The sequence below is a fragment of the uncultured Dysgonomonas sp. genome (assembly GCF_900079725.1).
Lineage (GTDB): Bacteria > Bacteroidota > Bacteroidia > Bacteroidales > Dysgonomonadaceae > Dysgonomonas.
On the sequence record NZ_LT599032.1, the window covers coordinates 1,055,700 to 1,078,402 of the forward strand.

The window sequence follows — 22,703 nt, forward strand, 5'->3', positions numbered from 1 at the left end:
TTTTAACAATTTAGTTATTTAAGGATAAACAATAGCCTTTATTTGATTGTTATTTTAATAAATATCCTATATTTGTTAATAAGAAAATTACTAATTCATAAAATAGATATCATTATGAAAGGTTTTATATTGGGACTTGCTGTCGGTGCACTGGGAGTGTATGCAGCGCTTAAATTATCGGATGAAGAAACCCGCGAAGAATTGCGCACCAGAGTAAATAATGCTACAGGTAAAGCTAAAGCAGAATTGGACCATACCCTTGTCGTAGGCAAGAGCAAAGCCTTACGCGCCGGAGTACGCGCAAGACAAGAAGTAAGAAAAGGTACCAAAAAGATCAATGAAGTGACTGCCGATGTAGCAGGAAAATTAGCGAACGAACTATCTGACATTGAAGCCAAAGCTAAGGCAAAAGCTTAATATAGTATTAAGTTTAGATATATAAAATAAGGCTTGAGAATCTCAAGCCTTATTTTTTAGGTCACAGACCTATTGATCTCTACTCACAGTACCTATTTAAATAGTTGCGGAATAAATTCTATCATATAATCACGCCAATTGCTCCATGTATGCCCGCCTTCACTCTCATGGTAAGTATATTTGAATTTGAGGCTGTCCAGTTTAGCACGGTAATCGGTTACATCCTTATATAGGAAATCCGTTTTTCCTATAGCAATCCAATATAGCTTTACCCCATTCTTCTTCTGAGTTTCCAGCGTAGTATCGATATCTTTATATACAGGAGAGTCTACATCCGGCCGCGGCTTAATCGCAGGAGAGAAAAGACCGATATAATCGAACGTATCGGGATAATATCGGGAAATATGCAAGGAATGAAAACCACCCATCGAAAGGCCCGCTATTGCCCTACCCGATTTATCGCTTACAACCCGGTAACTGTCTTCCACAAAACGTATCACATCTTTGAAGGTCTCCTCCATCTTTCCATCCATTGTGTGCGGAAGCATGAAAGACGGCTTGTAAAAGCCAAGGCTCGATTCTCCGGGTGCTGCTTCCTGAGCAACATTCCCGTTTGTCATTACCACTATCATCGGTTTTGCTTTACCTTGTGCGATCAGATTATCGAGTATCTGGGAAGTCCGACCGAGAGCCATCCATGCCTCTTCATCACCCCCCATGCCATGAAGCAGATACAGCACCGGATATTTTTCGTTACCGGTTTCGTATCCGGCAGGCGTATAGATTGTAATCCTGCGCTCCATATCATTTCCCGGAGAAGAATACCACCGGCGTGTCACGGAACCGTGAGGAACTTTATTTACCTTATATAGATCACCGTTTCCTCCTCCAATTATAAATATATTGGAAAGGGTGGAGACATCCCTGTTGATATAAACATTGCTTGGATCATCCGTCTTCAAACTATCTACCCAGAAAGAATAACTGTAAAGATCGGAACGAAGCGGCCCGGTCGTATATGACCAAAGGCCTTTTTCATCTTTATCCATAGTCACAGGCTGTTGCAGCCAATCTCCTGATATTTTAACGTCCTTTGCATTAGGTGCATGCAACCTGAAAGTTACGGTATTGTTTCCATGTACCTCCGGAGAAACAACTTCAGAGCCTCCCCATAAAGCCTGCTGGGAAAATACGCTTGTGCAGAATATGATGCTTACAATAAGCAGAAACAGTGTTTTTTTCATGACTGGTTATATTAAAATGTATATGTCTCAAGAAAAATCCCTACTTACCACTGTCGAGATAGCCACGTTTGAAGATATCGACCAACAGTATAAACATTGACAGGAACAACGGGCCAAAGATAACACCCCAGAACCCAAAGACGGGCAATCCTATCACAACACCAAATACGGTAATCAGCGGATGCGTATTTGCAATCTTCTTCTGAAGGATAAAGCGTAGCAGATTATCGACATTAGAAATAACAACCAATGAGTAAGCCGTCAGGCCGATCGCATTCAACCAATCCCCGGTAATAGCCATATAAATAACAAGTGGCAACCAGATAAACATAGTTCCCACGATAGGAATAATAGTGGCAAAGCATGTAAGAAACCCGAAAAGAATAGGATCGGGAACTCCAAAGATGATATAACCGAGCGTCGCAAAAATACCTTGTATGGATGCCAGCAAAGGAATACCTATGGCATTCGATTTTACCATTACATCTATTTCGCGCAACACATCCTTCTTATTTTCATTATTGAATGGTAATAAGTCATTCAGGTAAGCCTCCATTTGCGGACCTCCGATCAACATAAAATAGAGAACAAATAACATTACTACCGAATTGACGGCAAAACTGCTCACACTACCGATAAGTATCTGTCCGATCTTAGGCAGATAGGCGGCAGCGCTCACCAGGTTATCTGTACTCAATATATTGTAACCCGTGCGTTCCTTCACCATGGCTATTACTTCCTGGACAGATTCTATCGAAGAGGTAAGATTTAAGTTTATCCCCTGCAATTCTTCAATAAGTAACCACACAGCGATGGCCAGAGGTATAAGAAAACACATAACCACCTCAACTAATATAAGCGAAGCTGCTAAATTCTTTCCGAATTTCTTCCTATCGGTCAGATAAAACATTTGCTTCCTTACCAGAATATATACAGTCGATGCGCCCAATATTCCACTAAAAAGCGGTGAAAAATAGTGAAAGAGAATCACTCCCATAAAAAGGATAATAATAATCAGAGAATATTGCCAGTATTTTTCTTTTATAGTCATAACAATACAGAGATTTGATCGGTTATAAGAATTAATTATGCGATTCTATTTTCAATATATTTAACACGGAAGATGGAATTATGTTTAACATTTTATTTTTTCATTATCAGAGAAGGCATTTATTACATCTTTTACCAGGATACGTGTTTTAATATTCTTGCAATAATAGATTGTTTCTCCCATAGTGATTATCGCGAATAATCCGAATCCAAATTTAAGTAAATAATGTTTATTTTAAGCTATTATAAGATACAAAAACGGCCGACACATCATGTGTCAGCCGCAATATATCAATAACTACAAATTTTAATCCCAAAGTTTCTTATTACTAAGAGCATATTTACCACCACCGGTAAATACCAAAGCCACTGCACCAAAGAAATACAAAGCCGGCAACTCGATAGCCCAGCCCCCTGCTTCGCTAAGAGCAAACAGATCAGCACCATGCGCCATCCCTACCGCTACTATCATATTGAAGGCGAATATAGCAGCTGCTACACGTGTACCTAAACCCAATATAATAAATAACGGAGCTATTACTTCCCCTACATATACACCATAAACAATAAAAGCCGGCAGCCCACTGGCTTCGAGCATCTGCTCTATACCACCTGCGCCATGCATCAATTTGGCTATTCCATGCATCAGCATCAATACCCCTATACTCAACCTAAGGATAAGCAACCCTAAATCTGTATTTCTTTCTAATATCTTCATATACTGTTATTATAATAGTTACAGTACATAAAACAAAGAAACATCTGAAAAGTTCGTTCTTCCCGAGAAAAAAATTATTTCGGTAATACAAAAGGAATAGGTAGCATTACTTCCATCGGTGTAGGCTTACCATCTTTAAGACCGGGAATCCACTTAGGCATCTTCTTTATCAGGTAAAATGCTTCTTCGTTACAATCACGGAATATACCTTTGAATAGGCCTATCCGGGATATCTCCCCTTGTTCCGAGATTAATATATTATATATAACCCGCCCTTCTATACCCATCTGAATAGCCCGCTTAGGATATTTCAGATTAGACTTCAGATATGCCTCTAAAGCATCCTTTCCACCGGGGAACTGAGGCGACCGATTTAACAAGGTGTCTGATTGGCTAATTACATCAGGGGCAACCTCTCCGGTATTAATTTCGGATGCACCCGTCTCATTTATTATGAGAGAACCAATATAAAAATTATCATTCGTTTCTTTTTTCCGTTGTTCTTTTGCTCTCTTCTTCAAATCTTCATCGGCCTTGAAACTGACAGTCAATTTCTGCTCCATTTTTACAGGCTGGCCCGAAACGGAGGCCGGAATCCATCTGGGCATAGCTTTCACCACACGTATTACTTCATCGTCGGCAACGGGATCAAATCCCCTCATTATTTCAACATCGTGCACTACTCCGTTCTTATCTATATTGAACTTTATGTCGAGGTCACCTTCCATATCTATCTTTACCAAGAGATAAGGATACCTGATATTACTCTCCAGAAACTTATACAATTCAGCCTCTCCTCCCGGAAATTGAGGTGCTATAACATTAGACAATTCGACTTCTACCGGAATTAGCTTTACCGACACTCCGTTTTGCGCCGAAAGCGTAGAAAAGTTGAGAATTAAAACAATTATAAGGATCAAGTTTTTGTGTATCATTATATATTTATTTTGCATATTAACTAACGTGTTAATTGCCGTAAGAATTATTTAATACAAAATAAAGTTATAAAAGAACTTTATTTTCCGTTACGTGTTGATTTATAAATATTCTTCACTAGATATATTCTTTGTTCCGTTCAAAAATAGCAGGATAACCCGGTTAAGCAAATATATGAATATATTTTTTAAGAAAGTTTATCTATATAATTAGAACTGATAGTCCTTAATTCTTTGATGTATTGATAGGTCCACTGACATCCAAAGGGGGAAAAGTATACAAGATACAAATCGTTAACTGATGGCTGCTAACTGTTTACTGTTAACTGAAATATCTGTTACCTTTGTTACCTTTTAACTATAAATTGCCAACACAGGCTAAAATAAAAAAGAGTAAGACGATGTGTCAAGATTAAATATATCAGGTTATAAATCTAGTCTGTAGAAGCCACATCAAATAACACAAAGATAAAAAAACATGAAATAAAATAGAATAAAGTTGTTAAACACACAACTTAACGTTAAAAAAAAGTCTTTTTGTTTATCTTTGCATAAAAAAAATATAAATATATGTGCGGAATAGTAGGTTATATTGGTTTTCGGGAAGCCTATCCAATTTTAATTAAAGGATTACACAGGCTTGAATACAGAGGTTACGATAGCGCCGGAGTTGCTATCATCAACGAAGAAAATAAACTCTCGGTATATAAAGCTAAAGGGCGAGTACAAGACCTTGAAGAATATGCCCGCGACAAAGACACAACAGGCACAATCGGGATTGCGCACACACGTTGGGCAACGCATGGCGAACCAAGTAATGCCAATGCACACCCCCACTATTCCCAATCAGAATCACTGGCCCTTATCCATAACGGTATTATCGAAAATTATGCTGTTCTAAAAGCCGAACTGATAAAAAACGGATATTCATTCCATAGCAGCACCGATACAGAAGTATTGGTTCAATTGATCGAATATATAAAACAGATAAATCACTGCGACCTCTTCTCTGCCGTGCAGATTGCGCTAAATCAGATAGTCGGAGCTTATGCTATCGCTGTAATAGAAAAAGGAAATCCCGACCAGATCATCGCCGCCCGCAAAAGCAGTCCCCTGGTAATCGGAATAGGTGAGGGAGAATTCTTTATAGGTTCCGACGCATCACCAATTATCGAATTTACAAAGAAAGTTGTATATCTCGACGATGAAGAAATAGCCATTATCAAAAGGGACGAAGAACCCAAAATAGTCACCATATCGAATATCGAACATACTCCGAAAGTTAAAGAATTGGAAATGAACCTCAGCCAGCTGGAAAGAGGGGGTTATCCACACTTTATGCTGAAAGAAATATTCGAACAACCCGAAACATTAAAAAGCTGTATGAGTGGACGGATCAATATCGAAGGTACACATATGACCCTCTCGGGCATTATTGATCATAAAGACAAATTTATTAATGCGCGGCGTATCATAATTATAGCATGTGGTACATCCTGGCATGCAGGATTGATAGGGGAATATCTGTTCGAAGAATTTTGCCGTATCCCGGTAGAAGTGGAATATGCGTCTGAATTCAGATACCGTAACCCGGTAATCTGCCCTGATGATATTGTTATTGCTATTTCCCAGTCGGGAGAAACCGCCGATTCGCTTGCGGCTATCGATTTGGCGCGTAAGGCTGGGGCATTTGTTTATGGAGTTTGCAATGTGGTAGGTTCATCCATTCCCCGCAACACCGACTCCGGGTCATATACACATTGCGGACACGAAATCGGGGTCGCTTCCACAAAGGCATTTACAGCACAAGTTACTGTATTGACAATGATGGCGCTTGCTATTGCTAAGGAGAAAGGAACTATACCGGACAATAAATACCTGAAGGTAATAAAAGAACTTCAAAGTATACCGGCAAAGATAGAACGTGTTCTTACATTGAACGACAAAATAAAAGAACTCTCGTTAATCTTCACTTATGCGCAGAACTTTATCTATTTAGGCCGCGGTTACAATTACCCGATTGCACTGGAAGGGGCTTTAAAGCTGAAGGAAATATCATATATCCATGCCGAAGGTTACCCTGCGGCTGAAATGAAGCACGGCCCGATTGCTTTAATCGATAACGAAATGCCGATAGTAACAATTGCAACTCATAGTGCCATCTACGAGAAAGTAGTCAGTAATATACAAGAAATAAAAGCCCGTAAAGGCCGAGTCATAGCCATTATCAATGAAGGGGACGAGACTATGAAATCTTTGGCCGACCATTATATCGAGATCCCGGCTACAGAAGAGTGTCTTGATCCGCTATTAACTTCGATCCCGCTACAATTACTTGCATATCATATAGCTGTGAATAAAAACAGAGATGTAGATATGCCGCGTAATCTTGCAAAATCTGTCACTGTAGAGTAATGTTTTGGTATATTATAATTATATTTGTCGATATATATTATTAGCCAAAGGCATTTTGCAAAATATTTCTATCTTTGCATAAAACTTTACATAGAAAAACGAAATTAATATGAAAATCAGATTCTTCCTTTTCACACTGGCCTGTTTTCTCATCCTCAGCGTGAGTATGGTTGCGCAAAGCAGTAGTCTGGCTGCGGGCACAAAAATAACGATGTTCGACGATAAGAAAAAGAATATTGAAAACTTAGAAGTTGGTGATGTTGTTTTATCTTTCAATACCCAAGATAAAGTATATGAAGAAAAGAAGGTAAAAAACATAAGCAAAATAATGTATAGCCGACTTGTCCGTGTGACCCTTAATAGCGGAGTACAACTTACCATGACTAGCGATTGTCCGTTCCTTGCCGAAAAAGGCTGGGTATCCGTCGATCCTGAACTCACTATGTCGAATAAAAAATATACTGATGTAAAACGTTGCCAGATAGGTGAATTTGCACTTTTCTACAATGTAACAAGTACAGACTATGTAGAAATCACCGTTATACAAGGCATAATGGATCCAACCCAGACTTATATAGTAGAACTGGAAGGAGACGGAGCTATTGTCGCGAACGGTTTTCTTGTAGGACAGAATTAAAAAAAGAATGAAGCTCGATACTAACAATATACAAGAGCGAATAAAGAATACCTTTCTGGAGACATTGAACATCACATTCATAGAATCTGATGATCCAATGTCTCTTGAAGCGATTATGCCCGTCACCCAACAGATGACCCAAACTATGGGTGTATTGCATGGCGGGGCAACTATTTCCCTTGCCGAGTCGTTGGCGGGAGCAGGTTCAAATAACATATGTGCAACTGACGAACGATGCTTTGGTATGCAGATAAGTGCGAGTCATATATCGAGTGCTAATGTAGGAGATACTGTTCGTGCAAAAGGGGTAATCCAACACAAAGGTCGCTCTACACATGTGTGGAATGTGGATGTATTCTCTGAAAATACAGGCCGGTTAATATCATCTATACGTATAACAAATGCAGTTGTGAAACAGGTTGTATATTTCGGAAAAGGAAAATAGGAAATCCCATAATTTATACAGCCCAGATTAAACCTTTCATTACTTTCTATGTTCTAATAGGAAAGCAAACTACTAAAAAGAACTGTTATGAAAAAGTTGATATTCATCGCTATATTTACAATTCTACTATTCTCAGCCTGTGGCACTATGCGGCTCGCGGATGTCTCAAACCTATCTATAGGAATGACCCAAAATGAGGTAAACCAGATAATGGGACAACCAATACGAGTACTATCTTCTACTTATACTCAAGACGGACGGCAAGATGTATATGAGTATTATACTTACAGAAATGAGGCCTACGCGATAGAATTCTGGAATGGACAATTATCCCGGTATGACTTTATGTATGAAGACGTTCCTCCTGCCGGAATTGCACCACGTCCACCATACACTACTTATCCGAACAGACCGTCTCAGCCTGCTCGTCCATCACAACCGAACAGACCTGAAAGCAACAGGCCATCAAATACAAACCGACCAGGAAATAGCACCTCCAATTCTGGTCGCCCTACGACTAAACCTTCGGAGGATAATAAACCAGGTAATAGCGGCAGGCCTTCATCGGGAGGAACAGAGCGGCCATCTTATGGCACCAGCAATAGAACATAGTCAAGAAGCAGTACTCAGACCAAAGAACAAAGCAAACAAACCGAAGAAAGCAAAGACAAGAAATAAAAACCAATACCCATTCTTATCTGTTAAGAATGGGTATTTTTATAGTATTGAGGACTCGTCACTTCCCTTATTATATCCTATCACAGAGACGCTGTCAGTACATCAATAAGTTTGTATACTATAACAACTATACATACTACAACGATTGCTATCATACCGGCTAAAATTTTATTTGCATATTTTTTCATAATATCTCTATCCTTTTGACTTATTATACCTATCAACCACCTCATCTATACTGATATCCAGCAATTCCATAGTTTTGAAAGTTTCAGGAAGCATTTCCTCGAAGAAATCTTTCTTCTGAAGATTCAGTATCTGTTTACGGGCATTTTCTGCTACATAATATCCCATACCACGTTTTGAATAGATAATATTTTCTGTCTGCATATATTCAAAAGCCCGCATGGCTGTATTGGGATTGACCTGCAATATTGTACCCAACTCTCTGACAGAGGGAACACGCTCCTCTTCTGCCCATTCGTTGGTCAGCATCTTCTGAAAACAGAAGTCCACGATTTGCAGATATATCGGCTTATTTGATTTAAAATCCATAATGTTAAATTTCTGTTTCTCTCAGTTTAAAAAAGGATACAGTCCACATACCTACAGATACCACAATATCTATAATAATACTACAAGCCCTGACTATAGCATCGGTGGTAAAAGCCATAAGACCTATCGAACGCCCTGTGTCATAACCTATACTAAAAGCTTGCTCTTGATTACTATTCAGGTTAAATGTCATATTGCCATGCTCCATAGACAAGTGCATCATTACTATTGCCGCAAATATGAGCACTATAAACAATATCAATAGAATTACCGAGGTTTTAGCGAAAGAATACCTTTTGAAGTAATAATATCCACACATGAATATAGATTGAAAAAACAACATCATAAACAGAACTTTTGGCTTATAAAGATGTTCGGTCAATACCATTTCTTTTGCATGCGCCTGTACTCCTTCCACCGGAATAAAACCTGTTATAATATCCAGCAATGACAATAATATGAATATCATTAACGGTAGTACAATTACATATTTAATCCAAACACTTATAAACTTCTCGAAAGTTGATGACGGCAATGTGAAATCGAAAATGCTAGAATGTTTTCCCCGCGACTTTTCGAAGAAACAAGGTCCGCCAATTATAATTGTACCAGCTATCAGATATATCAATGCAATTAAATTGCTATCAGTTGTTAACACATTCAAGAGCATAGACAAAAAGTAAAGACCTGCGAGCCCACCTGCGATATACAGATATTGCATCCTCGACAAGAAGAAGTTACGTTTTTCCAGTTCCCAAAAACGATTTATATTAAATACTGCATTCATCCTATCACTTTTTAGAGTTAAACAATTCCTTAATCTTCGCCTTATTACTTACAACCGTATTGAATAGAGTCTCTATATTCAAGGTACTCTCTTCTTTATATTCATTTACCTGTACAGACGCATAGCCTTGCATTGTCTGTTCGCAATAAAGCGCCTCTTCCGGCTTGGTTGATGTGTACGAAAACAAAAGTTTTTGGGTGATCTCTTCTACCGAGTTATTCAATAAGACCTGATTACGATCCAATATAATAATAGGATCTATCAGGCTTTCCAAATCCCGCACCTGATGGGTAGAAATCAGGATGCATCTACTTTCTTCAAAAGCCGAAGCAACGATCTTTCTGAACTGCGCCTTTGATGGAATATCCAGACCATTGGTAGGTTCGTCGAGCAAAGTAATTGGTGTATTAAGAGCAAGAGCGAATGCTATCATTACTTTCTTTTTTTGCCCGAAAGATAATTCAGCCATCTTCCTGTCCTTCTCCACATGAAAATCGTTAAGATAAACATCGAACTGCGTCTCACTGAAATTAGGATAGAATGAAGAATTATACTTTATAAAATCTTTTATGAGCATATTCTGAGCCTGAAACTCCTCCGGCAAGAAAAAAAGTTGCTTCAGCATCTCCGGATTCCTGTATGCAGATTCATACTCAAAAACTTTACAGCTACCATGCTTCGGAAAACACAACCCGCTGATTAAATGCAGTAAAGTAGTTTTACCCACCCCATTTTCACCTAACAGACCATATATACCCCCTTGCATATCAAAAGAAACATGCTCGAATACAGGCCGTTTCTTATTATAATAGAAGCTTAAGTCATTTATCTTTATCATACATTTTAGTGTATTAGTTTATTAGTACACTGCAAATATATTACATATTTTGAAATATACAATAGAAAATGAAAACTTTTTTCAAAAAATTTATACACAACGTCAATCAACACATATAAGTAATTAATAAACAGAAATATAACAGATAAAAATTCATCAGACACACCTAAAAAGGTAACAAAAGTAACAGATATATCAGTTAACAGTAAACAGTCATCAGTGAACAACTCGTCTACTTGTACCTTTCTTCAAAAAGTAACAAAGGTTACACTTGTTTCAGTTAACAGTAAATAGTTAGCAGCCATCAGTTAACGATTTGTATCTTGTATACTTTTGCCCCTTTGGATGTCAGTGGACCTATCAATACATCAAAGAATTAAGGACTATCAGCTCTAATCATATAGATAAACTTCCTGAAAAATATCATGCTTTTTACCTATATATAATCTTCTGATAGCTTATCTTTGTTATTAACTATAAACAATAATAGAATATATGAAAATGAGCATGAATTGCAAAATCGGCATAGCCATGAACAATTTACCTTGTAGATAAAAATTTTGCCATGCGAGTTTCCATACATCCATCAAAAACAAAATTATCGTATGAAACACATCGTCTTCCTCTCAAGTCTTATCCTCCTTTTATCGGGCTGTAGATCAACTACAAGTAGTGTGCAAGCAAAGCCTGAAGGATGGTTCAACATCGCAGTAGCCGAAGATGTGGAAATATATACAGATACGGCTAGCATAAGACACGAGGGAGCTGTAGCTTATGCCTGTGAGAAAAGGGTTTATATAACACCGGAAAGCAAAAAGCTGTATGTAGACAAAATCAGAGCAGAATATACTAAAATGGGAAAAGCTGAAAAAGCCGATAAATGGAACGATTTCAGTTACTGTATCTACAACTGCCTGTATGAGTGTACAAACAAAAGATTCAGAATACTATCGGTCGAGGACTATGACTCTGCAGGAAAGCGAATAGCCAGAACCACTCCAGCCAAAAATAATATCAGATGGCTGAATGTAGACAGTGAAACTGTAGGAGACTATACCTTCTTCTTTGTCTGTGATTATCAGCAATAAAGAATATGTAAGAGAAAATTCGTATCTTTGTAGTCAAATTTAGTCGAAGATGCTCGCTATAACTATATCATGGATTGCTATTTCGGTGGTTTTCCTTTCTATGGGAGACATTTTTGTTTCCTTACACAACAGACTTTGCAAACAAAATGAACAATATGGACTTACAGATACATTCCTACTCGGGATGTGCTTTACCCTGATCCCTCTATCCATTACTTCATTCTGGTTGCCTTCCAATCATTATATATTACTGGCACTTCTTATAGCATGTTTAATATACTGGACTGTAAGGAAGAATCATCTTCTGGCAGTTATCCGGAAAGTCAGATCAAGCTTTGCACGTCTATCCATCTTCCATTCGGCAATTTTTATTATACCTATAATCAGTCTGATGATTGCTATCATCTGGCAGGTAGGTGTATTCGACTCCCTGCTTTACCATCAGCAAAATATACGGTGGAATGAGGAATTTGCAATTGTTCCCGGACTCGGAAATATAGAACATCGATTTAGCTTCAATTCCAATTACCTCTTGCTATCAGCAATTTTCAGCCTTCGGACCATATTCGGCGAAGGAGTGTATAGTTTGCAGGTGCTGGTATTGATAGCTGTAATATGCTGGACAATAAAAAGAATTATACAATCGGGCTATGAAATAAAGCATATATTACTGTTATTGATAATAACAGGATATATCTTTACATTCGGATATTCATTAGCTGCAACGTCTACAGATGCCATACCCAACATAATATCCTTATACCTGATAGCTAAACTGCTATTATATCCGAATTCCCTGTCAAACAAAAAATTGTTTTTTGTTATTATTCCCATAACCTTATTTACATTCAAACTTACCATAATTCCGCTTGGCCTCATCTCTTTATATATACTTGTCCGATTGGCTCGGAACAAAGAATACAGGACAGCCTTATTCCTTACTTTTGTACCTATGGTAATACTGGGACTTTGGTTTATCCGAAATGTTATTACTTCGGGCTATCTGATTTTCCCGCTTCACGAAATAGACATTTTTACTGTCGACTGGAAACTTCCTGCCTTTGTAGCCACAGAAGAAAAAGATTTTATTTTTTCGTGCGGAATACGTGCTCTGAACGATGTGATCTGGCAAATTACCCATCCTGAATTAAACAGCTTTGATGGAATATACCGATGGGGAATGAATCTTATTTTTATAGCACCTATCCTGCTTTCTCCTGTTGTAGTCATTTATTCCTTCCTAAAAAAGAAGTATTTGCATAAGAACGTATATTTCGTGTATCTCATATTGTTAGCAGTAATAGGAGTATGGTATTGGGGAGGCCCCGACCCACGCTTTATAGGAGGAATCTTGTTTGCAGTTATATATTATATATGCTATCTTTTGTTCTCTACTAGAAAAGAAAAACTATATCCTAAAACGGGCACGATACTTACTGCTGCATTTTCCCTTCTTATGGCATACTGGGCTGTAAGCCGTTCTATTAAGTTTTACAATATGTTTGACTTAAAAACACCAAAAGCGAATAGCAGACCTGTATCCGACATTCTCATAAGACAATACCCTTACAGGGAATTACTTAAATCACTCACTCTATATACTGATGAATTTCTCCCTTACAAATTGGACAATGGGGCAACCATTTATATTAGCAAGTCTCCGGAAATACCTGACGGACGTTTTGTATGCTTCGAAAGTCCATTTCCGTGTACAGTATTACAAGCTGATGCTCCCGGAAAGTATCAGGATATAAGCTCTGTTACCACACGGGGGAGAAGTTTACAAGACGGATTCAGACCGAGATAACAGTATCAGTTAGCAGTCAACAGTTAGCAGCTAAATATCTAAAAATAAATGAAGAATGTAGTTCTTGATAACAGAGTCTTCTCCATTTACTGTTGACTGCTAACTGTTTACTGATTGATTCATTCTATCTTTTTTCCGAAAGGAAACAACGCCAGATGTATCAGCTTGAAGTGTTGTTTTCCAAAAGGAATCCCAATTATCGTAATACAGAATATAATTCCCCAAAACAAATGGGTAAGCGCAATCCAAAACCCTCCGATTATAATCCAGATAATATTCATGACCAAGCTAAGGCAGCCTACCGAACTTTCATCCTCTACAACCTTGCTGCCAAAAGGCCATAATGCAAGAATACCCAGCTTGAAAGACTGAATGCCGAATGGAATACCTATGATTGTAATCATCATCAGAAAGCCCGCAATAAAGTATTCCAAAGCGATCATAAAACCGCCGAATAGTACCCAGATAATATTTCCTATAGTTTTCATATCATATTATACATTATGTTTTAAGCAAATATAGCAGGAAAAATGACATGTTATTCATTATCCGTTTTTTTTCTATCATGTATATGTATAATATCAATTAAGAATTGAAACCTTTATTGTTATATAAAAATATTGGATTAATTTCGACTTCACTACGTTTCGTCTGAACGTTCATTGTGGCATTGTCCAAAACGAGCCAAAAGGCTAGTGCTTCGTTCCTCTGCGACCCACAATCGGTTTGCGGTCTGCGGCCAAACAACGTTCGACGGAGCAAAGCGTAGTCAAAAGGAACACAAGCAATCTTTGATTGCGCGTAGGAAAAATGTATAATATAATCCAACATTTTAATTCAAATACAAATTAGCATATATAATAAGAATTTATTCGTTAATTTGTGTCTGATACTTATTATTTATGATCAGATACGTTTACATTATCACTTTATTCCTCACAGTATACCTGTTTTGCGGTTGCACGCCCTACAATGCAGATAAGGTTAATACTTCTCTGATACAGGGAAAATGGATATTAACAGATGTGGACAGAGTTATCTATGACAGTATAAATGTTGATTATAATAAAGAGCGTACATACCTGATTTTCGAAGGAGATAAATGTGCTCAGCACATGTCAGACTGGAAAGACACCCTAACATTCAGATTTACAATACATAATTATGAATTGAATCTATATAAAGATGATGCCCCGTTCCGAAGCCTGGATATCGATGCCCTTTCACAGGATTCTCTTGTCCTTTCTGCCGGTGAAAATAAATGGGTATATAAAAAAGCAGAGCAATAATATATCTATTATTGCCCTACCCTATATCTCTTAATATATTTTACTCTTTCCTCTGAACAAGATATTGGTCTGTTGTTATTATCACAGATATATCATTCCCCAGCCTTTCGTTTTTCTTATCTATAAAAGTAAGTGAGCCATTTTTCGTTTTCCAATCTGTCACCCATATATAAATATTCTCCGTTTTGCCGGTTTCTGCTTCTGTATAAAAGCGGTAAATAACGTCATCTACTATTATTATGGGATAGGGTTCACTATCTTCTATTTCATTCGTCTTCGGATTGAGAGAACTTACAATACAATATTTCCTTCCCTGCTCATTTTTGTAAAATCGATACGAAGTCTTCGTCTTTAGCAGGGCATCTTCCATTATCTTCGTCTCATCGGGTTGATACAAACTATTGTAATAATAGGCACATCCTGTGATATCCCATGGTGCTTTGGACAATTCATCGAAATGAGACTCAACCATTACTTTCGACACGTCTGTATATGTTGGGGCAACATCAACATTCCGATTAGCTTTCATGTCGAATACTTTAAATTTCATACCCGTATTCCCAATAGTTCCCGGATAAATATCTTCAGTTTTTAATATTCCCTTCGACGGGTCCAATCGGCGGATAATCTGTTTGGTTGTAGTATCTTTTGGTTCCCCGGCCAGATAGGTAAAATTAAAATGGACAGTATCGCTACTTGCCGAGTATGTTCCCTCATCGATTACTTTATCGATCACATTATAACTCGTAAACCTATATTCATTATCCTTCGAATCGAGATAAAATTCTGTTCTGAAACCATCATATTCAATAAGCCTTAAACCGGGAAATATCTGCTGTTCGCCTGACGGGTAAATATAAATTATATCTTTCTGGTAATAATATGTTTCCCAAAAGCCTATCAGATCATCTGCTGTTGCACTTACAGGGGGATCCGGGTCTGGTATTACCGGGCCGTCAGGCTGATCACTGTTACTGACGCAACTGGATAATCCCAACATAGAGAAAAACAAAATATAAAAGATTTTTTTCATCGTTTTGTAGTAATGGACCATTGTGTAATATTAGAGTGCAAAGATATATAATTCTGTTACAAGATCAGTCTGTCTATAGTTTTTTTATATTATTACAATACTTAAACCTCTATTTTTAACAGCCTTACATGGATATCAACGATAGAACAGTGAATATATTGCATCATTGAGACTGCTTGTTCAATAGCATCTTATATTCATAATCATAATCTTTCACCACAATATGCATCTCATCATCAGAAACAGAGAGCACTTTAAACAGAATTTTCTTCGGCTTCATCCTGTTTGCCCTATTCAGCAGATAATTATTATAGTAGATGGTTATAAAATCACCTTCCATCTCATACTTCCCGGTTATATTGAATACAATGACACCTTCTGCAGCTTCACCTTTATGGAATACCATATTATCACGGAATATATACGTATCGGGAAATTCTCCGGCAGCTTTTGTCTTCTCTCCTTCTGTACGCTCAACCTCAATCCATCTGCCTACAACATTTTCTTTCCCGAAAGATTGTACAGATAGACTATCCTGTGATTTCATCAGCTGCGTAAAGCCTAGAAAAAGAACTATAATCAGTAGATATTTTCTCATTATTGGGGTTTGTGTTATTAGTATTTATACATGTAAAGATACAATAAGCTTTTCAATTTTATAAAGATTAAGGTGCATATCCTGATAGATATGCACCTGTCACTTTCATTCACAAAAACCATTCACCTAAACCTATATTTAATTACCTATTGTTACTTCTTTGCGAACCTGTATTCGATGCCATTCTAAAGTCACTTCTACCCGAAGATGACTGTGTAGCCTTACTGCTTCGGTTATCGTCTCGGCTTTTAGACGGACGGCTCTTTACATTATCATTCCTGTTAGAACGGTTATCCCGGGTGCCATATTCGGAACGCTTGTTATCATTCTTCCTTTGGCTATTGTTGTAATTCTTATCCTTATTGCGGTTGTTATCGTAATTATCCTTGCGGTTATTATCTTTTCGGTTATAGTTATTGTCCGGACGATAATTATTGTCCTTACGGTTATTATTATAATTATTATTAGGACGACCGCTATTGTATTTATGCTCCTTTCTATTGTCGGAATACCAGGTTACCCTGTTGTTGCGGCTATCACGGTAACGGTAGTCACGGCTGTCGCGAATCACGATCTGGTTACGGTGTCCTCTGTAGCGGGCATAATCCCTGTAGTGAATATGATGATATCTCCATGGCTCACGTACATTCAGCACCACTTTATATAGTCCGTATAAGTCATAATTACGGTATCCGTATGGTAAGTAACGTGCCGAGATCCACCTTCCTCTGTCGAAATAATAGAATAATCCTACATTCACGTCGTAGTAACAATCTATATCTGGGAAATAGTAATACCCTACATAATCATATCCCACGGGACCCCATGCCGGTTGACGGCCTATATTGATACTTATATTTATATTTTGGGCTTCAACTGTGTTATAAAATGATGTAACACCTATGAATAATGCAAATGCCAATAAAAACTTTTTCATAACTTTAAGTATTAAAAGGTGAATACTGAATTTCATCTCTTTGTATCTTTGATATGATAACGGCAAAAAGGATTAATCGCAACAATAACGCTTAACTTTAATTAACCTTCAGAAGAAAAATATACTAATTTAGCAAGAATGGATAACCTGACATACCATACAAATCCTTTTATTTGCATTACGATTATTAACTATTAAAACAGAACATTATGAACCAAAAATTTTGCCAAAGCTGTGGAATGCCGCTGAATGTCAGTGAAGATTTCGGGACGAATGCAGATCAAAGCAAGAATGACGAATATTGCACTTATTGCTTCAAAGACGGTAAGTTCACCGAAGATATCACAATGGACGAAATGATAGAACATTGTGTGCAATATCTCGACGATTTTAACAAAGACACAGAGCAGAAGCTAACTAAAGAGCAGGCTATTGCTCAGATGAAAGAATATTTTCCAACATTAAAGCGCTGGGCATCTGCATAAGGCATGAAGGAGACAACTCAAAACGGGTACGATAAAGCTGTAAACCGGGTGATAGATTATATCAACCGTCATTTATTCGAAACCCCTGATATAAAACAACTATCGGAGATAGCCAACATATCCGGATATCATTTTCACCGGATATTCAAAGCTACCATCGGAGAAAATATCAGGGGCTACATAAAACGTATCCGTCTCGAGTATATTGCCGAATGCTTACAAATGACCCATTACAGCCTCGACGAAATAGCCGCCAAAACAGGCTATGGAACAAAACATGCATTATCTAAGGCCTTCAAAAAGCATTTCGGCATATCACCTTCAGCTTTCCGGGCACAAGACAGAGACCCTTTCAATTTCTTTGGAAGAGGTGAACGAAAAGTTATACAATTATCGGTAGATATCAGGCAAATCGAACTCAAGAAGCTGGTTTACATTCGTATTATCGATTGGTACGGCTCCCCCGAATCGTACCGCACCGCATGGAAAAAACTGGGGCAATTCGGCAAGAAGAACAATCTGCTAAATCACTCAACTGAATTTATCGGACTCAGTTTCGACAACCCCACAATAACCCCTCCAGAAAGTTGCCGTTTCTACGCCTGCTTCACAGTAGAAGAAGAGGTGAAACCCACAGGCGCTTTTGGAGTACAGCATTTAAGCGGGGGCTTATATGCTGTTTTTACACTTAAAGGCTCTTACAATAAATTGTTAGATATGTACTATAATATCTATATGATATGGCTACCTCAAAGCGGTTACAAATTGAGAGGCGGTAGCTCATTCGAAAAATACCTGAACAATCCCGACCATGTGGCGGAAGAAGACATTCTTACAGAGATATATGTCCCTGTATCGGAAGGTTATAAACAATAAAATCCCATACCGTGACTGCGATACAATATACCGAGGCCAAAAGCATCTTGTCGAAGTTACAGGATAGCGACCCGATGTTTGGACTCACCTATAACATGAATCTGTATAGAGGGTGTCAGCACGGTTGTATTTATTGTGACACCCGCAGTGAATGCTATGGTGTAGGGAATATAGCACAGATTTCTGTAAAAAAGAATGCCCTCGAATTACTCTCCGGGGAACTGAAAAGTAAACGTACAAAGGGAACTATCGGTACAGGTTCTATGAACGATCCGTATATGCCCATAGAAGCTAAACTGAATATAACACGGAATGCAATGGACATAATTTTCAATTATAGGTTCCCTGTCCATGTTATCACCAAAAGCGATCTGGTAACACGCGATTATGATATTTTGCAGGATATAAGTAAAATATACGCTGCTGTAAGCATTACAATAACGACATCCGATGACGCTCTGGCAAAAAAGTTGGAACCCAATGCCCCATCATCATCCGACAGATTCAAAGCTATCGAATTTCTGGCAGAGAAAGGAATATATACAGGCATCACCCTTATGCCTTTACTACCCTTCATCAATGATACAAAGGAAAATGTAAAAACAATTATACAAAAAGCCAAAGACGCCGGAGCATCTTATATTATACCTATGCTTGGGGTAACATTGCGAAAAGGCTCACGTGACTACCTGTATCACAGTCTAGACAAGGACTTCCCGGGGATGCGAAGCCTGTATGAAAAGACTTTCGGGGAGCAATATATATGTTGCAACAGTAATTATTATGCACTACTTGATGAATTTACAAACGAAAGCGACCGGCTGGGAGTCCCATCTCAGATGCAGTTTTACAAACCGAAAAAGGAACAACAATTAACCTTATTCTAAAACAGAAAAGTATGAATATAATTACTCTGTCTCCCGAAAATATTGCAATCGAACATATCTGCTGCTCCATAAGCAGTAAATCGACCGAAACAGGTGTTGCCGCTAAAAAAGAATGGCTCAGTTGCCGTATGCAGGAAGGTCTGAGGTTTAAGAAACTGGATGCCCGGGGTAAAGTATTTATAGAATATCTGCCCGCAGAGAATGCGTGGGTACCGATAATAGCAGACGGATACCTATACATTAACTGTTTCTGGGTATCAGGCTCATTTAAAGGAAAGGGTTATGGAAAACAATTACTCGCCGAATGCGAAGCCGATGCGCTCAAAGACGGATATAAAGGTGTAGTATTGATTGTCGGACAAAAGAAAAAGCCATTCCTTTCCGACAAGGCATTCATGTTGCGCCATGGATATGAAATAAGCGATAGTTGCCCTCCTTTTTTCGAACTGGCAGTAAAACGTTTAGACAAGTCAACTCCCCTACCCCGTTTCAAAGATTGGGCACGGCAAGGGATGGGACATGGCATACAAGGTATCGATATCTTTTATACGGCTCAATGCCCGTTTACCGTACCATACACAAAATTATTAGAATCTGTGATTTTAGCCTCTGACTATCCGGTGCGGTTACACCAAATCACAACAAAAGAAATGGCACAAAACCACTTGGCCCCGGTAACAAGCTACTGTGTTTTTATCAACGGGAAATTCTTTACAAATGAAATATTGACTCCTGATAAGCTAAGAAAAATAATAGAGACAGAATTATAGGCCTTTACAGTTCTTCGAACTCTCGGGCATACTTTACCGTACCTTTAATATCCGACAAACCACCGTCAACTAATTCTTTTGCCATAAATACATTGGCCGGGACATTGAACGGAGGCTTTATTCCCCATTTGCTGGTAGGTACAAAACCAAAACGCGGATAATATTCCGTGTGTCCCAAAACAACTACAGATTTATACCCAAGTTCGCGCGCCTTATCCAGTCCATAACGGATCAGCTGTTGGCCAACACCTCTACGTTGCATGCCGGGGCTGACTGCCATAGGGGCAAGCGCGAGACTATCCTGAGATCTGCCCTCGTCTATAATACTGATTTTTGTAAACAGAATATGCCCCACAACCTTATTTGCGACTATCGCAACAAGCGAAAGTTCGGGTATAAATCCCTCACTCAGGCGTAAACGGTCTGCCAGTCGTGCCTCTTCTTTTCTGTTGAATGCTTTTAGATTGATATCGTAAACCGCCGGAAAGTCACATGCTTCTTCCTGTCTTATTTCGACTTTCATGTCTTTATCCTCCATGGTAACAAGAAATTAAGTATCCCATAAAGATAATGAATTAATAATGAAAAGGAAAGTAGTTATATAAAAATAACTATCAGAGCATGTTTAAATTTTGTTCGTTCATATTTTCAAGGCTATTTCTATAGTATGAGAATAACATTCCTTTTATCTATGGCTCTCTACATATATTTCGGCAATCTCTTCAGATTCGTAAATATGATAGCCTACTGTATTTTTTTGGGCAATGTCAAACATGGCATATGCCACTTTTTTCACATCTATGGGTTTATATCTTTTCAGCTTACCCACAAAGAAAATTCCAAACATCTTCATGGCATATTCACCCAGTTTCTCCCCAAGTCTGAATTCTTTTCTGTTGCCTAATAACAATGACGGACGGAATATTGAAATGGACTGGAACGGGAGTTTCCTTAATTCTTCTTCACACCTGCCTTTTGTCCGCAAATAGAAATTGCCGGATTTTGCATTCGCCCCGATCGAAGAAATAATCGAATATTGTTTTATACCTCTATTCACTGCGACTTTAGCAAATTGAACGGGATAATGCATATCTACTTTCTCAAAAGCCTCTTCCGTTCCGGCCTTCTTTATTGTTGTGCCCATGCAGCAAAACATATCGTTTCCCTCTATCAAATCCTGATACGATTCAGGATTATCAAAATCTACAACATGCTGTATTAGTTTAGGATGTGATATTTTCGACCCTTTACGCACAAAACTGATAACTTTCTCATATACATTACTGGTTAGCAATGCTTTTAGTAGTTGTGAGCCTGTGAGTCCTGAACTTCCTATTATAATTGCTGTCTTGGTCATCTACAATATTTTGGGTTTAAAATGCGGCAAAGATAACATTATTATAATAAATCCGAGTTTTCTTATTCTATTTATGCTTACTTATCTGCTTTGACTATGTATAGGTAATCAAAAAAACGGAATATCCATGTCTCTCGACTCCTAATTAAACTTAATTGCTCCAATTACATAATAATGTGAAGTATCTGATCTGCCAACCTCTATTGTTTAATAATGTAATTAAAACCTATCCCTATCTGTATAGGTGTTGCGTTTTTATATTCAATAACCTCCGGTTTCACTTTCGAAAAATCAAATGTGTTATATCCCACCCAGCAACTTATAGCCCATCTGTCATCTATCGGAAACTGATATCCCAGCCTTATTTCATATGTCAGGCGATATTTATGGGCAGCGGCATCCATCCCTTTTGCTTTATTCAGATTGATACGGGTATATGAAAACCTATTTTCGATAAAAATATATTTAGCCCTGTCTTTTTTATCGTCATATGCTATCGGCAGGTAAAGTTTGGGAGCTATATACGGAGCCCAGTACGTTCCTTTATAGGATGTTTCGGTATAACTGTAAGGATTATCAAAACTATCAACGCCTATATTCGGATCATAATAACGTATACCCTGATTAAAACCTCCGGCTCTGAACCCGGCTTCTATGCCGAAGAACATATTCACATCATATTCGTAGCCGAAACTCGCTCCAAGAGCGGCGGGATCTTTAATCCCGTCTTTGCTATCAAATACATAGTTGAGATTAAAAGATGCATCTATATCTATATTTAACTTATGTCCCTCTTGCCCAAAAACAGAGCTAAACATAGTTATTGACAATATAAAAAACAATAGCTTTTTCATATC

At 38.1% G+C, this 22,703-nt stretch carries 25 protein-coding genes and 1 pseudogene; 12 read left to right on the forward strand and 14 right to left on the reverse strand.

The annotated features are described in order from the left end of the window. Positions 1–114 precede the first annotated feature (114 nt). Positions 115–417 carry a hypothetical protein gene (locus QZL88_RS04560; protein ID WP_006800525.1) on the forward strand — a complete coding sequence of 101 codons (303 nt, stop codon included), beginning with the start codon at positions 115–117 and terminating at the stop codon, positions 415–417. 92 nt (positions 418–509) lie between these two features. On the opposite strand, the gene QZL88_RS04565 is transcribed toward QZL88_RS04560, so the two are convergent. From QZL88_RS04565 to QZL88_RS04580, 4 genes are all read right to left on the reverse strand, one after another. Next, a complete protein-coding gene (locus QZL88_RS04565; RefSeq protein ID WP_296938862.1) occupies positions 510–1,661 on the reverse strand; it encodes an esterase in 1,152 nt (383 codons plus the stop codon). A gap of 40 nt (positions 1,662–1,701) precedes the next feature. Next, a complete protein-coding gene (locus QZL88_RS04570) occupies positions 1,702–2,712 on the reverse strand; it encodes an AI-2E family transporter (protein ID WP_296938863.1) in 1,011 nt (336 codons plus the stop codon). Between the two features lie 306 nt (positions 2,713–3,018). Continuing rightward, the gene (locus tag QZL88_RS04575) at positions 3,019–3,429 is read right to left on the reverse strand and encodes a DoxX family protein (protein WP_296938864.1); all 411 of its coding nucleotides are present in this window, start codon (positions 3,427–3,429) and stop codon (positions 3,019–3,021) included. A gap of 74 nt (positions 3,430–3,503) precedes the next feature. Next, on the reverse strand, positions 3,504–4,364 hold the full coding sequence (locus QZL88_RS04580) for an energy transducer TonB (protein ID WP_296938865.1): 861 nt from the start codon (positions 4,362–4,364) through the stop codon (positions 3,504–3,506). A 570-nt stretch (positions 4,365–4,934) separates the two neighbouring features. Between QZL88_RS04580 and glmS the strand changes: the two genes are divergently transcribed. The 4 genes from glmS to QZL88_RS04600 all read left to right on the forward strand — a co-directional run bounded on the left by glmS (position 4,935) and on the right by QZL88_RS04600 (position 8,473). After that, the gene (gene glmS / locus QZL88_RS04585) at positions 4,935–6,779 is read left to right on the forward strand and encodes a glutamine--fructose-6-phosphate transaminase (isomerizing) (RefSeq protein WP_296938866.1); all 1,845 of its coding nucleotides are present in this window, start codon (positions 4,935–4,937) and stop codon (positions 6,777–6,779) included. A gap of 109 nt (positions 6,780–6,888) precedes the next feature. Further along, positions 6,889–7,416, forward strand: coding sequence for a Hint domain-containing protein (locus QZL88_RS04590; RefSeq protein WP_296938867.1), 528 nt, complete (start codon positions 6,889–6,891; stop codon positions 7,414–7,416). 7 nt (positions 7,417–7,423) lie between these two features. Then, positions 7,424–7,861, forward strand: coding sequence for a PaaI family thioesterase (locus QZL88_RS04595; protein ID WP_296938868.1), 438 nt, complete (start codon positions 7,424–7,426; stop codon positions 7,859–7,861). Positions 7,862–7,948: 87 nt separating this feature from the next. Continuing rightward, positions 7,949–8,473: a hypothetical protein gene (locus QZL88_RS04600; RefSeq protein ID WP_296938869.1), complete on the forward strand. Its 525-nt coding sequence runs from the start codon at positions 7,949–7,951 to the stop codon at positions 8,471–8,473. Between the two features lie 261 nt (positions 8,474–8,734). Here QZL88_RS04600 and QZL88_RS04605 read toward each other — a convergent pair whose 3' ends face one another. Genes QZL88_RS04605 through QZL88_RS04615 form a run of 3 tightly spaced genes read right to left on the reverse strand, consistent with a single transcriptional unit; the run spans position 8,735 to position 10,719 of the window. Beyond that, on the reverse strand, positions 8,735–9,094 hold the full coding sequence (locus QZL88_RS04605) for a GntR family transcriptional regulator (RefSeq protein WP_296938870.1): 360 nt from the start codon (positions 9,092–9,094) through the stop codon (positions 8,735–8,737). Positions 9,095–9,098: 4 nt separating this feature from the next. Continuing rightward, positions 9,099–9,881, reverse strand: a complete 783-nt coding sequence (locus QZL88_RS04610; protein WP_296938871.1) for a hypothetical protein — start codon at positions 9,879–9,881, stop codon at positions 9,099–9,101. 4 nt (positions 9,882–9,885) lie between these two features. Continuing rightward, positions 9,886–10,719 carry an ABC transporter ATP-binding protein gene (locus QZL88_RS04615; RefSeq protein ID WP_296938872.1) on the reverse strand — a complete coding sequence of 278 codons (834 nt, stop codon included), beginning with the start codon at positions 10,717–10,719 and terminating at the stop codon, positions 9,886–9,888. A 605-nt stretch (positions 10,720–11,324) separates the two neighbouring features. Here QZL88_RS04615 and QZL88_RS04620 point away from each other — a divergent pair. Both QZL88_RS04620 and QZL88_RS04625 read left to right on the forward strand, forming a co-directional pair. Beyond that, complete coding sequence (locus QZL88_RS04620; protein WP_296938874.1) at positions 11,325–11,807, forward strand: surface-adhesin E family protein; 483 nt, start codon at positions 11,325–11,327, stop codon at positions 11,805–11,807. 49 nt (positions 11,808–11,856) lie between these two features. Further along, positions 11,857–13,614, forward strand: a complete 1,758-nt coding sequence (locus QZL88_RS04625; RefSeq protein WP_296938875.1) for a hypothetical protein — start codon at positions 11,857–11,859, stop codon at positions 13,612–13,614. Positions 13,615–13,733: 119 nt separating this feature from the next. Here the strand turns inward: QZL88_RS04625 and QZL88_RS04630 are convergent, their stop codons facing one another. Then, positions 13,734–14,102, reverse strand: coding sequence for a YccF domain-containing protein (locus QZL88_RS04630; RefSeq protein WP_296938876.1), 369 nt, complete (start codon positions 14,100–14,102; stop codon positions 13,734–13,736). Between the two features lie 414 nt (positions 14,103–14,516). Here QZL88_RS04630 and QZL88_RS04635 point away from each other — a divergent pair, with 414 nt between their 5' ends. Further along, on the forward strand, positions 14,517–14,903 hold the full coding sequence (locus QZL88_RS04635; RefSeq protein WP_296938878.1) for a hypothetical protein: 387 nt from the start codon (positions 14,517–14,519) through the stop codon (positions 14,901–14,903). Between the two features lie 40 nt (positions 14,904–14,943). Here the strand turns inward: QZL88_RS04635 and QZL88_RS04640 are convergent, their stop codons facing one another. The 3 genes from QZL88_RS04640 to QZL88_RS04650 all read right to left on the reverse strand — a co-directional run bounded on the left by QZL88_RS04640 (position 14,944) and on the right by QZL88_RS04650 (position 17,471). Beyond that, positions 14,944–15,936: a hypothetical protein gene (locus QZL88_RS04640; protein ID WP_296938879.1), complete on the reverse strand. Its 993-nt coding sequence runs from the start codon at positions 15,934–15,936 to the stop codon at positions 14,944–14,946. A 163-nt stretch (positions 15,937–16,099) separates the two neighbouring features. Next, positions 16,100–16,534, reverse strand: coding sequence for a hypothetical protein (locus QZL88_RS04645; RefSeq protein ID WP_296938880.1), 435 nt, complete (start codon positions 16,532–16,534; stop codon positions 16,100–16,102). A gap of 142 nt (positions 16,535–16,676) precedes the next feature. After that, positions 16,677–17,471, reverse strand: coding sequence for a hypothetical protein (locus QZL88_RS04650; RefSeq protein ID WP_296938881.1), 795 nt, complete (start codon positions 17,469–17,471; stop codon positions 16,677–16,679). A gap of 200 nt (positions 17,472–17,671) precedes the next feature. Between QZL88_RS04650 and QZL88_RS04655 the strand changes: the two are divergent. The 4 genes and pseudogenes from QZL88_RS04655 to QZL88_RS04670 all read left to right on the forward strand — a co-directional run. Beyond that, positions 17,672–17,956, forward strand: a pseudogene (locus tag QZL88_RS04655) (zinc ribbon domain-containing protein); the annotation flags it as partial. A gap of 3 nt (positions 17,957–17,959) precedes the next feature. Then, positions 17,960–18,832, forward strand: a complete 873-nt coding sequence (locus QZL88_RS04660; protein ID WP_296938883.1) for an AraC family transcriptional regulator — start codon at positions 17,960–17,962, stop codon at positions 18,830–18,832. A gap of 11 nt (positions 18,833–18,843) precedes the next feature. Beyond that, positions 18,844–19,719, forward strand: a complete 876-nt coding sequence (locus tag QZL88_RS04665; RefSeq protein WP_296938885.1) for a radical SAM protein — start codon at positions 18,844–18,846, stop codon at positions 19,717–19,719. A gap of 11 nt (positions 19,720–19,730) precedes the next feature. Then, positions 19,731–20,489 (forward strand): GNAT family N-acetyltransferase, encoded by a 759-nt coding sequence (locus QZL88_RS04670; RefSeq protein WP_296938886.1) that lies wholly within the window; start codon positions 19,731–19,733, stop codon positions 20,487–20,489. A 4-nt stretch (positions 20,490–20,493) separates the two neighbouring features. Here QZL88_RS04670 and QZL88_RS04675 read toward each other — a convergent pair whose 3' ends face one another. The 3 genes from QZL88_RS04675 to QZL88_RS04685 all read right to left on the reverse strand — a co-directional run bounded on the left by QZL88_RS04675 (position 20,494) and on the right by QZL88_RS04685 (position 22,700). Continuing rightward, the gene (locus QZL88_RS04675; protein WP_296938887.1) at positions 20,494–21,027 is read right to left on the reverse strand and encodes an N-acetyltransferase; all 534 of its coding nucleotides are present in this window, start codon (positions 21,025–21,027) and stop codon (positions 20,494–20,496) included. A gap of 147 nt (positions 21,028–21,174) precedes the next feature. Continuing rightward, entirely contained in the window at positions 21,175–21,846 is a 672-nt protein-coding gene (locus QZL88_RS04680) for an oxidoreductase (protein ID WP_296938888.1), read from the reverse strand. A 200-nt stretch (positions 21,847–22,046) separates the two neighbouring features. Then, entirely contained in the window at positions 22,047–22,700 is a 654-nt protein-coding gene (locus QZL88_RS04685) for a hypothetical protein (protein ID WP_296938890.1), read from the reverse strand. Positions 22,701–22,703: the final 3 nt, after the last annotated feature.